Annotated in this window: 5 protein-coding genes; all 5 read left to right on the forward strand. The window is 72.9% G+C overall.

Features of this window, described 5'->3' with window-relative positions; genetic code table 11:
* Positions 1–131: 131 nt before the first annotated feature.
* Positions 132–6,455, forward strand: coding sequence for a non-ribosomal peptide synthetase (locus JMF97_RS19600; RefSeq protein ID WP_203222844.1), 6,324 nt, complete (start codon positions 132–134; stop codon positions 6,453–6,455).
* A 58-nt stretch (positions 6,456–6,513) separates the two neighbouring features.
* Positions 6,514–7,338, forward strand: a complete 825-nt coding sequence (locus JMF97_RS19605; protein WP_307816994.1) for a thioesterase II family protein — start codon at positions 6,514–6,516, stop codon at positions 7,336–7,338.
* A 29-nt stretch (positions 7,339–7,367) separates the two neighbouring features.
* Positions 7,368–8,402, forward strand: a complete 1,035-nt coding sequence (locus JMF97_RS19610) for a TauD/TfdA family dioxygenase (RefSeq protein ID WP_203222846.1) — start codon at positions 7,368–7,370, stop codon at positions 8,400–8,402.
* A gap of 7 nt (positions 8,403–8,409) precedes the next feature.
* On the forward strand, positions 8,410–10,227 hold the full coding sequence (locus JMF97_RS19615) for a non-ribosomal peptide synthetase (RefSeq protein WP_203222847.1): 1,818 nt from the start codon (positions 8,410–8,412) through the stop codon (positions 10,225–10,227).
* A gap of 149 nt (positions 10,228–10,376) precedes the next feature.
* A complete protein-coding gene (locus JMF97_RS19620; protein ID WP_238359734.1) occupies positions 10,377–15,182 on the forward strand; it encodes a condensation domain-containing protein in 4,806 nt (1,601 codons plus the stop codon).
* The last annotated feature ends 17 nt before the right edge of the window (positions 15,183–15,199 follow it).

Genomic DNA, 15,199 nt, shown 5'->3' on the forward strand with positions numbered 1-15,199 from the left:
ACCGTCCACCGCAGGCCGCAATCGCGTCGGTGACCCCGACCGCCTCCGCATCGCATCGGGGCGGTCGCGGTGGACGGTCGCCGGCCGTCGTCCGTCCGTTCCGCATCCCGTGTCCAGATGGGGGTTTCACCATGTCCGATCCGTCCGCCGGCTCGCGGCCGCTGAACGCGGCACAGCTGGGCGTCTGGTACGCCCAACGGATCGATCCGGGTAATCCGGTCCACAACATGGGCGGTTACCTGGAGATCCAGGGGCCGCTCGACCCGGACGCGCTGATCGCCGCAGTGTGCGCGCTGGTCCGCGAGGACGAGACGGTGCGGCTGCGCTTCACCGAGGTGGACGGCACGCCGACGCAGCAGCTCGGGCCGGCACCGGACTTCACCCCCCGCCTGGTGGACCTCAGCGCCGAGGCCGATCCCCGGGCGGTGGCGCTGCGGCACATGCACGACGACCTGAACCGGCCCCTCGACCTGGAGCACGACCGCCTGTTCCAGCACGAGATCTACCGGCTCGGCCCGGAGCACCACCTCTGGTATCTGCGGGCACACCACCTCATCCAGGACGGCTACAGCGCGACGGTCATCCGTCGGCGGGCCGCCGAGCTGTACACCGCTCTGGTTACCGATCGTGGTGGGGCCGGGGCGCCGCTCGGCTCGTTCACCGCGATGCTCGACGGTCAGGACCGGTACGCCGGCTCCCGGGCACAGCAGCGGGATGCCACCTACTGGCGCAAGCTGATGGCCGACGTGGTGTATGCCCCGCCCGCACCGGCAGGTAGACCCGCCAACCGGGTCACCCGGCAGATGACCCGGTTGGACGGGCCGGGATTCGACAGTCTCCGCCGGTTCGCCCAGCGGGCCGGCACCACCTGGCAGCAGGCACTGATCACCGCCACGGTGCTGCACCGGCGGATGTGGACCGGCGACGACGACGTCCTGCTCGGGCTGCCGCTACCGGGACGGCTCGACCCCCGGTCGACCGCCACACCCGGGATGATGGCGAACATCCTCCCGCTCTACTGCCGGGTCGACCCGGCGCAGACCGCGGAGGAACTGGCGGCGCACGTCGCTGCGCTGGCCCTGCGTGCCCAGTGGCACCAGCGGTACGGCGGCGATGACCTGCGACACGACCTGGGTTGGCCCGCTGACCAGGGACGCCAGTTCGGGCCGGTGATCAACTTTGTGGCCGGGGACGACCATGACGACTTCGCGGGTCTGCCCGCCCTGTACCACCTGCTGTCCACCGGCGGCACCATCGAGGACGTGGGGTTGACCGTCACCCACCACCCCGAGGGCGGTCTGCGCATCGACGTCAGCACCGACAGCGCGTACACCCGGACGCTGGACCTCGACGCGTACCAGCGCACCTTCCACCGGATCCTGGCGAACATGACCGCGCGCCCCGGCGGCACGGTGGCCGAGATCGAGGCCCTGGACGCGGTCGATCGCGAGCTGGTGCTGCGGGAGTGGAACACCACAGCGGTGCCGGTGGCGGACCGCTCGTTGGCGGACCTGTTCACTGCCCAGGCGGCGGCGCGCCCGCAGGAACCGGCGCTGGTCCACGGCGAGGTGGTGCTCTCCTACGGGGAACTGGCGCAGCGGTCCGGGCGGCTGGCCGCGCACCTGCTCTCGATCGGGGTCCGCCGGGGTGACGTGGTCGGGGTGCTGCTGGAGCGTGACGTCGACTTCGCGGTCGCGGTGATCGCGGTGACCCGTACCGGGGCGGCGTACTCGATCCTGGATCCTGATTTTCCCGACGAACGGTTGGCAGTCGTCCTGCGGGAGACCGACGCCTCGGCGTTGGTGACCCGCGAGGCGCTGGCCTCCCGGGTCGACGCGGTCTGCCCGACGGTACGGGTGGACACCGATGCCGCGACCATCGCCGCCGGCGGCACCCTCGATCCGCAGCCGCACGTCGACCCGGGTGACGTGGCGTGCGTGATGTTCACCTCCGGGTCGACCGGGACACCGAAGGGGGTGCTGGCGCCGCACCGCGCCCTGGTGGGCACGGTGCAGGGTCAGCAGTACGCCACCTTCGGCCCGGACGAGGTGTTCCTGCAGTGCTCACCGGTGTCGTGGGACGCGTTCTCGTTGGAGTTCTGGGGCGCGCTGCTGTTCGGCGGCGTGTGCGTGCTGCATCCCGGGCAGCGTCCCGACCCTGCCGTGATCGCCGCGCTGGTGCCGCAGCACGGGGTGTCCATGCTCCAGCTGTCCTCCGGACTGTTCAACGTGCTGGTCGACGAGTACCCCGAGGTCTTCGCCGGGGTCCGGGTGGCCTTCACCGGCGGTGAGCCCTCCTCCGGCCCGCATGTGCAACGGGTGGCGGCCCGCCATCCGCACCTGCGGGTGGCCAACGCCTACGGGCCGGCGGAGTCGATGGGTTTCACCACCACCTTCGACGTGCCGACCGGTTTCACCGGCGTCGGTGTCCCGGTGGGCCGGGCGGTGGCCAACAAGCGGGCGTACGTGCTGGACCGCCACCTGCGGCCGGCGCCGGTGGGTGTCGCGGGCGAGATCTACCTGGCCGGGGTGGGGCTGGCCGACGGCTACCTCAACCAGGCGGCGCTGACCGCGCAGCGGTTCGTGGCGGACCCCTTCGGAGGCGACGGGCAACGGCTGTACCGCACCGGCGACCTGGCCCGCTGGTCGTCCGACGGACAGTTGGAGTTCGTCGGCCGGATCGACGGCCAGGTGAAGGTACGCGGCTTCCGGGTGGAACCCGGCGAGGTCGAGGCGGCCCTGCTGGGTCACGCCGACGTCGCGCAGGCCGTGGTGCTGGCCTCGCCGGACGGCAACGGCACCCTGCGCCTGGTCGCGTACGTGGTGCCGAAGGCCACCGGCACCGACGGGGCCGCCCTGACCGGGTGGCTGCGCCAGCGGCTGCCGGAGCACATGGTGCCCAGTGCCGTGGTGCTGCTGGACCGGATCTCGTTGACCGCCAACGGCAAGGTCGACCGGCGGGCCCTGCCGGAGCCGGAGTTCGGTGCCACCGCGGCGACCCGTCGGGCCCCCCGCGACGCCCGCGAGGAGATCCTGTGCGGCCTCTACGCGGAGGTCCTCGGGATCACCGAGGTCGGGGTGGACGACAGCTTCTTCGACCTGGGCGGGCACTCGCTGCTCGCCGCCCGGCTCGCCGCGCGGGCACGCGCCGTGCTCGGCGTCGAGTTGAGCATCCGCGACATCTTCCAGTCCCCCACCGTCGCCGCCCTCACCGCCGACCTGCCCGCCACCGGTACGGCCCGGACCCGACCCGCTCTCGTCGCCGCGACGCACGGCGATCAGCTGCCGCTGTCGTACGCGCAACGTCGCCTCTGGCTGATGGACTCGATCGAGGGACCGGGCACCACCTACAACGTGCCGATGACGTTCCGCCTGCGCGGGGCGCTCGACGTCGACGCCCTCACCGCGGCGCTCGGCGACCTGGTCGACCGGCACCAGGTGCTGCGGACGGTCATCACGTCGGTCGACGGCCAGCCGTACCAGCAGATCCTGGCACCCGCGTCGGTCACCGTGACCCGGCACGAGGCGACCGCCGACGACCTCGACCAGCAGCTCGTCGCCGCCGCCCGGCACGTCTTCGACCTGGCCATCGAGGCGCCGCTGCGGGTCACCCTCTTCGCGCTCGGCGACGAGGAGTACGAGCTGCTGATCCTGCTGCACCACATCGCCACCGACGGACAGTCGCTGCGCCCGCTCCTGGGTGACCTGGCCACCGCGTACGCCGCCCGGCGTGCCGGGCGGGCCCCCGACTGGATGCCGCTGCCGGTGCAGTACGCCGACTACGCGCTCTGGCAACGGGCCGTGCTCGGCGACCGCGACGACCCGGACAGCACCCACCACACCGATCTGCGCCACTGGCGGCAGGCGCTCGCCGGGCTGCCCGAGGAGACCGGGCTGCCGCTGGACCGGCCCCGACCGGCAGTGGCCGACCACCGCGGCGACGCCGTGGCGGTACGGATCGACCCCGAGGTGGCGCGCCGGGTCCGCGAGGTGGCGCGGGAACAACGCTGCACCGCCTTCATGGTGCTGCAGGCCGCCCTGGCCCTGACCCTGCGCCGGTTCGGTGCCGGCACCGACATCGCCATCGGCACCCCGGTCGCCGGCCGCTCCGACGAGGCGTTGGCCCCACTTGTCGGCTTCTTCGTCAATACGGTCGTGTTGCGCACCGACACCTCCGGCAACCCCTCCTTCGCCGACCTGCTGGTGCGGGTACGCGGTGCCGACCTGGACGCCTTCGCCCACCAGGAACTTCCGTTCGACCTGCTGCTGGAGGACCTCAACCCGGTACGCACACTGGCCCGGCACCCGCTGTTCCAGATCTGCCTGGGCTTCGACGACGCCACCGACGCCGAGCTGCACCTGCCCGGTCTGCACTGCGAACGCGGCAGCATCGTCGTCACCGGCGCGGCAAAGTTCGACCTGGAGTTCCTGCTGCGCGACGAGGGCGCCGACGGCATCGGCGGCGGCCTGGTCTACCGCACGGCCATCTTCGACGAGGCCACCGTCGAACGGCTGCTCACCGCCCTGGACCGCACCCTGCGGCAGGTGCTGGCCGACCCGTCCCGCCCGGTCGACGAGGTCGACGCCCTCGACCCGGTGGAACGATCGGCGGTCCTGCACGACTGGAACGCCACCGCCGTCGACGTGGCCGACGAGTCGCTGGCGCACCGGTTCGCCGCCCAGGTGACGGCCGACCCGCACGCGGTGGCGCTGCGCCACGAGACGACCGCCCTGACCTACGGCGAGCTGGACGCCGCGGCGAACCGGTTGGCCCGGCACCTGACGACGGCCGGGGTGCGTCGCGGCGACCTCGTCGGCGTCCTGCTGGAACGCGGCACGGACTTCGCGGTCGCGGTCGTCGCCGTGGTGAAGACCGGTGCGGCGTACGCGGTGCTGGACCCGGAGTTCCCCGACGAGCGACTGCACCGCATCGTCACCGAGACCGGCGCCGCCGCGCTGGTCAGCAGCGCCGCGCTGGCCGAGCGGATCACCACCGACGCGCCGGTGGTGCGGGTGGACACCGACGCCGCGCTGATCGCCACGCAGCCGGCCACCGACCCCGGTGCCCCCGTCGGCCCGGACGACGTGGCCTGCGTGATGTTCACCTCCGGCTCCACGGGTGTGCCGAAGGGCATCCTGACCTCGCATCGCGCCCTGGTCGGCACCCTGGTCGGCCAGAGCTACGCCGACTTCGGCCCGGACGAGGTGTTCCTGCAGTGCTCACCGGTGTCCTGGGACGCGTTCTCGCTGGAGTTCTGGGGTGCGCTGCTGTTCGGCGGGACGTGTGTGCTGCAACCGGGGCAGCGCCCCGAACCGGCCCTGATCGCCACCCTGGTCCGCGACCACCGCGTCACCATGCTCCAGCTCTCCTCGGGCCTGTTCAACCTGCTCGTCGACGAGTACCCGCAGGCGTTCGACGGGGTCCGGTACGCCTTCACCGGCGGCGAGACGTCGTCGGTGACGCACGTGGCAAGGATCCTGCAACGGTGCCCGGACCTGCGGGTCGGTAACGCCTACGGGCCGGCCGAGTCGATGGGCTTCAGCACCGTGTTCCCGGTGCCCGCCGGCATCACCGACGCCGGCAGCCTGCCGGTGGGTCGGGCGGTGGCGAACAAGCGGGCGTACGTCCTCGACGACGGGCTGCGACCGGCACCGGTCGGCGTCGTCGGCGAGGTGTACCTGGCCGGGATCGGTCTCGCGCATGGCTACCTCAACCAGTCCGGCACGACCGCGCAGCGGTTCGTCCCCGACCCGTTCGGCGACCCCGGTGACCGGCTCTACCGCACCGGCGACCTGGCCAGGTGGACGGTCGACGGGCACCTGGAGTTCGCCGGCCGCCTCGACGGCCAGGTGAAGGTGCGGGGCTTCCGGGTCGAGCCCGGCGAGATCGAGTCGGTGCTGCGCGGCCACGACCAGGTGGCGCAGGCCGCCGTGGTCGCCGCCCCCGACCCGACCGGGACGATGCGCCTGATCGCCTACGTCGTCGGCGACACCGACCCGGCCGGCCTACGACAGTGGCTGCGGCAGCGGTTGCCCGAGCACATGGTGCCCGCCGCCGTGATCCCGCTGGACCGGATGCCGCTGACCGCCAACGGCAAGCTCGACCGACGGGCCCTGCCGGAGCCGGAGTTCACCGCCGGGACCGGTCGGGCGGCCCGCGACGCCCGCGAGGAGATCCTCTGCGGGGTGTACGCGGAGATCCTCGGCGTGCCGACCGTCAGCATCGACGACGACTTCTTCGACCTCGGCGGGCACAGCCTGCTCGCCGCGAAACTCGCCGCCCGCGTCTGCGCGATCCTCGGCACCCAACTCACCATCCGCGACATCTTCCAGGCCCCCACCATCGCCGCCCTCGCCGCGCAACTGCCCACGGCGGCACCGGCCCGCAGCCGACCCACGCTGCGTCGACGCACCGAAGCGGGCACGGCGTTGCCGAGCAGCCCGCAGAGCACCTGACCGCACCCCGATTCCCTGCACCACCCGACCGTGAAGCCGTCCAGGAATGGAGCGCATCGTGGACCATGCCCACTTCGACCCGGCCGGCGCGATGCCGGACCGGCATCCGTCGCCCGCCCCCGACGACGTCGTCTGGGTGCTGCCCGGCGGCGCCGGAGACGCCCCGCACCACACGTCGCTGCTGGTGCTGCCGCACTCCGGTGGCAACGCGCACGCGTACGCACCGTGGCGGGACCTGCTGCCCGAGGGGGTACGCCTGCTCGTCGGGCAGTACCCCGGCCGGGGCGCCCGGTTCAGCGAGCCGCTGCCCGAGACGATGGCCGACCTGGTCGACCCGGTCCTGGCCAGCCTGCCCGCCGACACCGACGACCTGGTCGTACTCGGACACAGCATGGGTTCCCTCGTCGCGTACGAGGTGGCCCGTGCCCTGACCGAGGCCGGCCGCCCGCCCCGCGCCCTGGTCGTCTCCGCCTGCCGGGCACCGTTCCTGGTCAACCCGAGCCCGGTGCATCCGGAGGACCTCGACGACGACGCGCTGGTCGCCGCGATCAAGGAACGGGGCGGTACGGAGAACGGCATCCTCGACGAGCCGGAGCTGCGGGAGCTGGTGCTGCCCTCGATCCGGGCCGACTTCGCCATCGACGACGCCTACCACAGCCCGCCGGCGGCACCGCTCACCTGCCCGGTGGTCGTCTTCGGCGGCAGCACCGACCCGGTGGTGCCGGCCGACGCCCTCGGCCGCTGGGCCGAGATCACCGACGGGCCGGTCACCACGCACGTGCTGCCCGGCGGCCACTTCTACTTCAACGACCAGCTCGAAGCCTTTCTCACCCTGGTCACCGGTGTCCTCGACGGCTGCGCCGTCCGGCCGGAATTCGCCTGACCCACTCCACCTCGCTCAGGAGGATCTCGATGTCCCTCACCGCCCAAGCGCCCGTAGTCCACCTCGACGTGCGGCACGAACCGGGCAAGCCGGCCGTCCTCGTCACCCCGTCCTTCGACGACCTCGACGACGCCGTCGGATGGCTCACCACGCAACGCGCGGCGATCCGCGCCGAACTGCTGCGCAGCGGCAGCCTGATGATCCGCGGCCTGCCCGTCGGGGACACCACCGACTTCGCCCGGGTCCGCGACGTGCTGATGCCGCAGCAGACCGGCTACCGGGAGAAGGCCACCCCGCGTACCGACTTCGGTCAGGGCGTCTTCTCCTCCACCGACCTGCCCGCCGCCCAGCCGATCCGGTTGCACAACGAGAACAGCTACACCCTCGACTTCCCCGGCACCCTGCTGTTCGGGTGCGTCACCGCGCCCGAGGAGGGCGGTGCGACGACCGTCGGCGACATGCGCGAGGCGCTGCGCCGGATGCCCGCCGACCTGCGGGAACGCTTCGCCACGCACGGCTGGCTGCTGGTGCGCAACTACTCGGAGCTGGCCGGCCTGCCCTGGCAGACCAGTTTCGCCAGCGACGACCCGGCCGACGTGCAGTCCTACTGCGACGAGAACGTGATCGGCTACGAGTGGCTCGACGAGGAGGAGCTGCGCACCCGGCAGCGTCGCTCGGCGATCGTCACCCACCCGGTCACCGGCGAGCAGTCCTGGTTCAACCACTACGCCTTCTGGAACCGATGGACCCTCGACGCGGACGTCCGTGACGTGCTGCTGGACACCTACGGCGACGACGGGCTGCCGTTCGACACGTACGTCGGTGACGGCTCGGCGTTGACCCGGGAGGAGGTCGAGAGCATCGCCGCGGTGTACGAGCAGGTGACCGTCCGCGAGACCTGGCAGGTCGGCGACCTGCTGATGGTCGACAACATCCTCAACGCGCACGGGCGGGAGGCCTTCTCCGGCGCCCGCAAGATCCTGGTGGCGATGGGCGACCCGGTCGCCCTGGCCGACTGCGCCCCGCAGACTCCCCCGTCCACCACCGTGTCGGACGGGAAGTGAGCCGACGATGACCAGTGCAGTGATCAACCACCGGGTGGCCGAACCCACCGTCGCGGCGGTGCCGGCGGCGGACCTGCTCGACCGGCTGGCCGGGGTGCCGGCCGACCGGGTGGCCGTCGTTCACGGCGATACCAGACTCACCTTCGGCCAGCTGCGGGAACGCGTCGGCCTCGTCGCCGGTCGACTCGCCGCCCGCGGCGTCGGACCGGAGAGCGTCGTCGCGCTCGGCCTGCCCCGGGGAGTCGACCTGGTGGCGGCCCTGCTCGGCACCATGACCGCCGGCGCGGCGTACCTGCCGGTCGACCCGCAGCTGCCCGTCGACCGACGCCGCTACCTCGTCGACGACGCCCGCGCCGACCTGCTGATCGTCGACGGGGACACCGAACCCCTCACCGCGTCGACCCCGCAGGTGTCGCTGGCGGCACTGACCACACCGGACGACGGCCCGAGCGCCGGGTACGCGCCCGTGCCGGTCGGCCCGGCCACCCTCGCGTACGTCATCTACACCTCCGGCTCCACCGGCCGGCCCAAGGGCGTCGAGATCAGCCGGGGCGCGCTCGCGTCGCTGCTGGCCGAACTGGAGTCCACCGGGGTCGTACGCCCCGGTCCCGGCGCGGTCGGTTGGAACGCCTCACCCTCCTTCGACGCCTCCGTGCAGCAGTGGATCCGCCTGTGCCGGGGCGACACGGTGGTGGTGCTCGACGAGCAGACCCGCACCGACCCGGCGCTGCTCGGCGCACTCGTCGAGCAGCATCCCCTCACCGACCTGGACATCACCCCGTCGCACCTGGAGTTGCTGCTGGAGCACCTGGCCGCCTCCCCGCGCGGTGCCGAGGGCCGGCCGCTGACCCTGATCGTCGGCGGCGAACCGATCAGCCCGACGCTGTGGGGTCGGCTCGGTGAACTGGTCGACGCCGGGATCCTGCGCGCGGTCAACGCGTACGGCCCCACCGAGTGCACGGTCGACGCCACCGTCGGCCGGATCACCTCGGACCGGGCCCCGCACATCGGCACCGTCCTGCCCGGTCTGCGGCTGCGGGTGCTCGACGACGCCCTGGCCCCGGTCACCCCCGGCGAGGTCGGGGAGCTCTACCTGGCCGGGTCGCGGGTCGGTCGCGGCTACCGCCGCCGCCCCGGCCTGACCGCCGAGCGGTTCGTCGCCGACCTCGACTCCGATGACGGCACCCGGATGTACCGCACCGGGGACCGCTGCCGACAGCTGCCCGACGGCCGGCTGGAGTTCCTCGGCCGGGTCGACAGCCAGGTGAAGGTGCGCGGCCACCGGATGGAACTGGGTGAGATCGAGTCGGTGGTCGGCGCCCACCCCGCGGTGGCCGAGACGGCCGTGCTGGTGCACGAGGAGGACGGGCAACTGCTCGTCGCCTACTACCGGCCGTCCGCGCCGGTGGAGGCGGCGGCGCTGCGCGAGTGGACGGCGCGCAGCCTGCCCGGGTACATGGTGCCGGGCGCGTTCGTCGCCGTCGACCGCTTCCCGCGGACCAACAGCGGCAAGCTCGACCGGGCGGCCCTGCCCGCCCCCACCCTCACCCCCGCACCGCAGGTGCCGTCCGGTGTGTCCCCGACCGGCCCGGTCGAGGAGCTCATCGCCCGGGTCTGGTCCGAGGTGCTGCGGCAGCCGTCGATCAGCGCCGAGGACAACTTCTTCAAGCTCGGCGGCCACTCGCTGCTGGCGATCAAGCTGGTCTCCCGGGTCCGCGCGGAACTCGGCCTGAGTCTGCCCATCCGCGCCGTCTACGAGAACCCGCGACTGCGGGACCTGGCCCGGGCCATCGAAGCCCGGCTGGAGCCGTCGGCCTCGGCCTGACCGGCACGTACCACCGGCGTGCGAGCCGTACCGGCGCTGCTCGGACGGCTCGCACGCCGGCCCCTATCCGGACATTGACTTTCGTGAGTTCCACGGCTGCGCGGCGGTAGTCGGGTCGTGGCCGAGCAGGAGGAGTTCCCGTGATCCCGATGTCGTACGCGCAACGCCGGTTGTGGTTCCTGAACCGGTTGGAGGGCCCGTCGTCGACCTACAACGCGCCGGTGGTGCTGGCCCTGTCCGGGGTGCCCGACCCCGAGGTGCTGGCGGCGGCGCTCACCGACGTGGTCGACCGGCACGAGGTTCTGCGTACCGCCTTCGCGATGGCCGACGGCGAACCGGTGCAGCGGGTCCTGCCCACGGCCACCGTCGCGGTCCCGGTCCAGCGATGCGCACCGCAGGAGGTCGACGCCGAGGTGCGGCGCTTCTGCGTCGGTACCTTCGACCTGGCCGAGCAGGGCCCGCTGCGGGTCCGGCTGTTCGTCGGCGGGCCCGACGAGTCGGTGCTGGTGCTGCTGCTGCACCACATCGCCACCGACGGGGCGTCGATCGGCCCGCTGCTGCGGGACCTGTCCACCGCGTACCGGGCCCGGCTGGCCGGTGTGGCACCGGGCTGGGAACCGCTGCCGGTGCAGTACGCCGACTACACCCTCTGGCAGCGGGAACTGCTCGGGCAGGTGGACGACCCGGACAGCGAGCTGTCCACCGCACTGGCCTGGTGGCGGGAGAACCTGGCCGGTTCCCCGTCGGCGCTGCCCCTGCCGTTCGACCGGCCCCGCGCGACGGGGACCTCCGGGCGCGGCGGCACCGTCACCGGCCACCTCGACGCCGACACCCACCGCCGCCTGGTCGACCTCGCCCGGTCCCAGCGGGCCAGCACCTTCATGACCATGCAGGCCGCCCTGGCCGCTGCCCTGAGCCGGATCGGGGCGGGCACCGACGTACCGATCGGCGCTCCGGTCGCCGGCCGCTCCGAGGAGGCCCTGCACGATCTCGTCGGCTTCTTCGCCAACACGGTGGTGCTGCGCACCGACGTCTGCGGCGACCCGACCTTCGTCGACCTGCTGGCCCGGGTCCGCGACGCGGACCTGGCCGTGTACGCCCACGAGGAGGTGCCGTTCGACCTGGTGGTGGAGCAGCTCAACCCGGTCCGGGCACCGGGACAGCACCCGTTCTTCCAGGTGATGCTGACCGTCGGTACGCACACCCCGACCGACCTGCGCCTCGGTGAGCTGCCCGCCCGAACCCTCCCGGTCGACCTCGAGGTGGCCAAGTTCGACCTGACCGTCTACTGCACCGAACTGCGCGAGGCCGACGGCACACCGGCAGGTGTGCAGGTGGAGTTCCAGTACCCGGTGGACCTGTTCGACCGGGCCACCGTGGAGTCGATGCTCGCGGTCTACCTGCGGCTGCTGCGGGCCGTGGCCCTCGCCCCGACCAGCACGGTCGGTGCCCTGAAGGTCGTCACCGACACCGACGCCGCCGGGTTCGCCGAGCGGATCGCCCGGGCCGACGCCACCCGGGTACGCCGACCGGACCTGCCCGACGACGGGCCGGTGAGCCTGCGGGAGGAGATCCTCTGCGGCCTGTTCGCCGACGCGCTGGGCACCGACCGCATCGGCCGCAACGACAGCTTCTTCCGCCGGGGCGGGCACTCCCTGCTCGCCATCAAACTGGTCAACCGGGTCCGGGCGGTGCTGGGCGTGGAGGTCGGGCTGCGGGACTTCTTCCTGGACCCCACCGTGGCCGGCCTGGACCGCCGGATCGGGACCCTGGCCGGCACCGGGGCGCGCCCGCCACTGGCCCCCGCGGCACGGCCGGACCTGCTGCCGCTGTCGTACGCGCAACGTCGGCTGTGGTTCCTCGACGAGATGGGCGGGGCCAGCCGGATGTACAACATCCCGGTGGTGCTGCGCCTGCACCGGCCGCTGCAACCGTCGGCGCTGACCGAGGCGGTCCGGGACGTGGCGGACCGGCACGAGGTGCTGCGGACCGTGTACGCGGTCATCGACGGTGAGCCGTGCCAGGTCGTACTGGACCAGGCCCAGCCCGAGGTGACCGTGCTGGACGTGCCGGTCGCCGACCTGCCCGGGGTGATCGACGCGGTGACCGGACACGTCTTCGACCTCGGCACCCAGATCCCGTTCCGGGTGTGGCTGCTGCGCCTGTCCGACGGTGCTCAACTGCTGGTGGTCCTGGTGCACCACATCGCCGGTGACGGCTGGTCGACCGGGCCGCTGCTGCGGGATCTCGCCGTGGCCTACGAGGCGCGGCTGGCCGGTACGGCGCCGGGCTGGGAGCCGCTGCCCGTGCAGTACGCCGACTACACGCTCTGGCAGCGTGATCTGCTCGGCGGTGCCGGAAATCCGGACAGCGCGCTGGCCCGGCAGCTCGGCTTCTGGCGCACCACGCTCGCCGGGGCACCGCAGGTCCTCGACCTGCCCGCAGACCGGCCCCGCCCGGCCCAGGCTAGCCACCGCGGTGACGTGGTGCCGTTCGGAATGGACGCGGATCTGCACCGTGCGGTGCTGCGTACGGCGCGCGACAGCGGTACGACAGTGTTCATGGTGTTGCAGGCCGCGTTCGCCGCCCTGCTGTCCCGGATGGGTTCCGGCACCGACATCCCCATCGGCACCGTCGTCGCCGGACGCACCGACGAAGCCCTCGACAACCTCGTCGGCTTCTTCGTCAACACCCTCGTCCTACGCACCAACCTCACCGGCAACCCCACCTTCACCGAACTGCTCACCCGCGTCCGCGACACCGACCTCGCCGCCTACGACAACCAGGACCTCCCCTTCGAACGCCTCGTCGAAGAACTCAACCCGAACCGGTCCACCGCACACCACCCGCTGGTCCAGGTCACCCTGGTCCTGCAGAACACCGGCAGCGTGCAGAACGGCGCGGCCGGGCCGAGCGCGCTGGCCGGCACCGAGGTCCCGTTCGACACCGGCACCGCGAAGTTCGACCTCACCCTGGGAGTACGGGAGGAGTTCGACGGGGGTGCGCCCAAGGGCCTCAAGGGTGCGCTGGAGTACGCCGCCGACCTGTTCGACCCGGCCACAGCGCAGCTGCTGGCCGACCGCTTCGTCCAGCTGCTACGTGCGGTGACGGCGGACCCCGGCACCCGGATCGACGACCTCGACGTCCTCACCCCCGCCGAGCGCCGACGCTACGGCCCCGCGGCCGAACACGGCTGCCGGGCCGAGTCGGTCGGGCTCGCCGACCTGGTCGCGAGGCACGCCGCCCACAACCCGCAGGCCGTCGCGGTGGTGTCCGGGTCCGACCGGATCCGGTACGCCGAACTGGACGCCGACGCTGACCGGCTCGCCGCGCACCTGGCCGCGCGCGGCGTACGTCGGGGGGACACCGTCGGTGTGCTCCTGGAGGCGGGTCCGACGTTGGCAGTGGCCGTTCTCGCCGCGCTGCGGGCCGGGGCGACGTACCTGCCGCTCGACCCGGCGGCACGCGATGACAGGCTGGCCGCCCACATCCGTACGGTCGTGCTCGCCGCGGTGGTGACCACGTCGGACCAGGCGACCCGGCTGGCCGGGCTGCGGGTCGGCCGTACGGTGCTGACCGACGTGGATGGTTGGCGTGAGCGGTCGGCCGCCCCACCGCCCGGGCCACGCGACCCCGGCGACGGGGCCGTCGTACTGGTGGTCGATGACGCGGACGGGCCGCGTGCGGTGCGATATCCGCATCGGGCACTGGTCGGCGCGGCGCGGCGCGCCGGACTCGACACCGACGCCGCTCAGGTCTGGCTGGGGTGGGCCGCGCCGGCCGGTGGCGAGTTCATGATGCCGCTGTGGTCCGCGTTGAGCACCGGAGCGACAGGCGTGCTGCCGGCACCGGCCCCGCCGTCCGCCGCCCGGCTGGCGCGGCTGGTCGCCGAGCAGGGCGTCACCAGCCTCACGGTCACCGCGGAGCTGTTCGCGCTGCTCGTCGAGGAACACCCACAGGTGCTGACCCGGCTACGGCAGATCCTCGTCACCGGTCGTACGGCGGCGGCCCACCTGGCCCTGGCCCGTGATCGTCATCCCACGCTGCGCCTGGTGCACGGGTACGGCGGCGTCGAGGGCGGATGGTGGGCGCTGGGCCGGGTGGTCGACACACCGCCGGTCGGTCCGGATGTGCCGGTGGCGCAGGACGGGCTGCGCTGTCACGTCCTCGACGATCGGCTGCGGCCGGTGCCCGCCGGGGTCCGGGGCGAGTTGTTCCTGTGCGGTCCCGGACTCGCCGACGGCTACCCGGACCGGCCCGGTGCCACCGCCGCCCGCTTCGTCGCCGATGCGGGTGGTGGCCGGATGTTCGCCACCGGCACCTCGGCGAGTTGGTCCGCCGAGGGTGGCCTGCGGGTGCACGGACCGGTCGCCGCGCCGACCTGCAACGGGGTGCCGGTCGACCCGGAGCGGGTGAGTGCGGCGTTGATCAGCCATCCGTCGGTGCGCTGGGCGGTGGTGTCCGTCCGGGCAGACGCCGATGGTGGCGAGCAGTTGGTGGCGCACGTCGTGCCGACGACGTCGTCGGTCGATGTCGCGCAGGTGCGGCGGCATGTCGCGCAGCTTCTGCCGGAGCACCTGGTGCCCGCGCGGGTCGTGGTGTTGAGGACGGTTCCGCTCACCGGAGACGGTCGGCTCGATCATCGTGCGCTGCCCGACCCGGAGGACACCGGTGCCGGGAAGACCGCCCGGGATCCGCGCGAGGAGGTGCTGCGGGAAATCTTCTCGGAGTTGCTCGGTGGGCGTCCGGTCGGTCTCGACGACAACTTCTTCCGCATCGGCGGGCACTCGCTGCTGGCGGTGCGACTGGTCAACCGGATTCGGTCGACGTTGTCGGTCGAGGTGACGATCCGGGACGTGTTCCAGGCGCCGACCGTGGCGGCGCTCGTGGAACGGCTGACGGCCACCGTGACGCCGGCCCGGCCGACCCTGCGCCGTCGAGCCGGCGTGCGGTAGACCTGCCCTGGCGGCGG

Source organism: Micromonospora fiedleri (assembly GCF_016774385.1).
GTDB lineage: Bacteria > Actinomycetota > Actinomycetes > Mycobacteriales > Micromonosporaceae > Micromonospora > Micromonospora gifhornensis.

Coding starts and splice junctions, on each gene's coding strand:
- JMF97_RS19600 (WP_203222844.1), top strand. CDS start 132: ATGTCCGATCCGTCCGCCGGCTCGCGGCCGCTGAACGCGGCACAGCTG.
- JMF97_RS19610 (WP_203222846.1), top strand. CDS start 7,368: ATGTCCCTCACCGCCCAAGCGCCCGTAGTCCACCTCGACGTGCGGCAC.
- JMF97_RS19615 (WP_203222847.1), top strand. CDS start 8,410: ATGACCAGTGCAGTGATCAACCACCGGGTGGCCGAACCCACCGTCGCG.
- JMF97_RS19620 (WP_238359734.1), top strand. CDS start 10,377: ATGTCGTACGCGCAACGCCGGTTGTGGTTCCTGAACCGGTTGGAGGGC.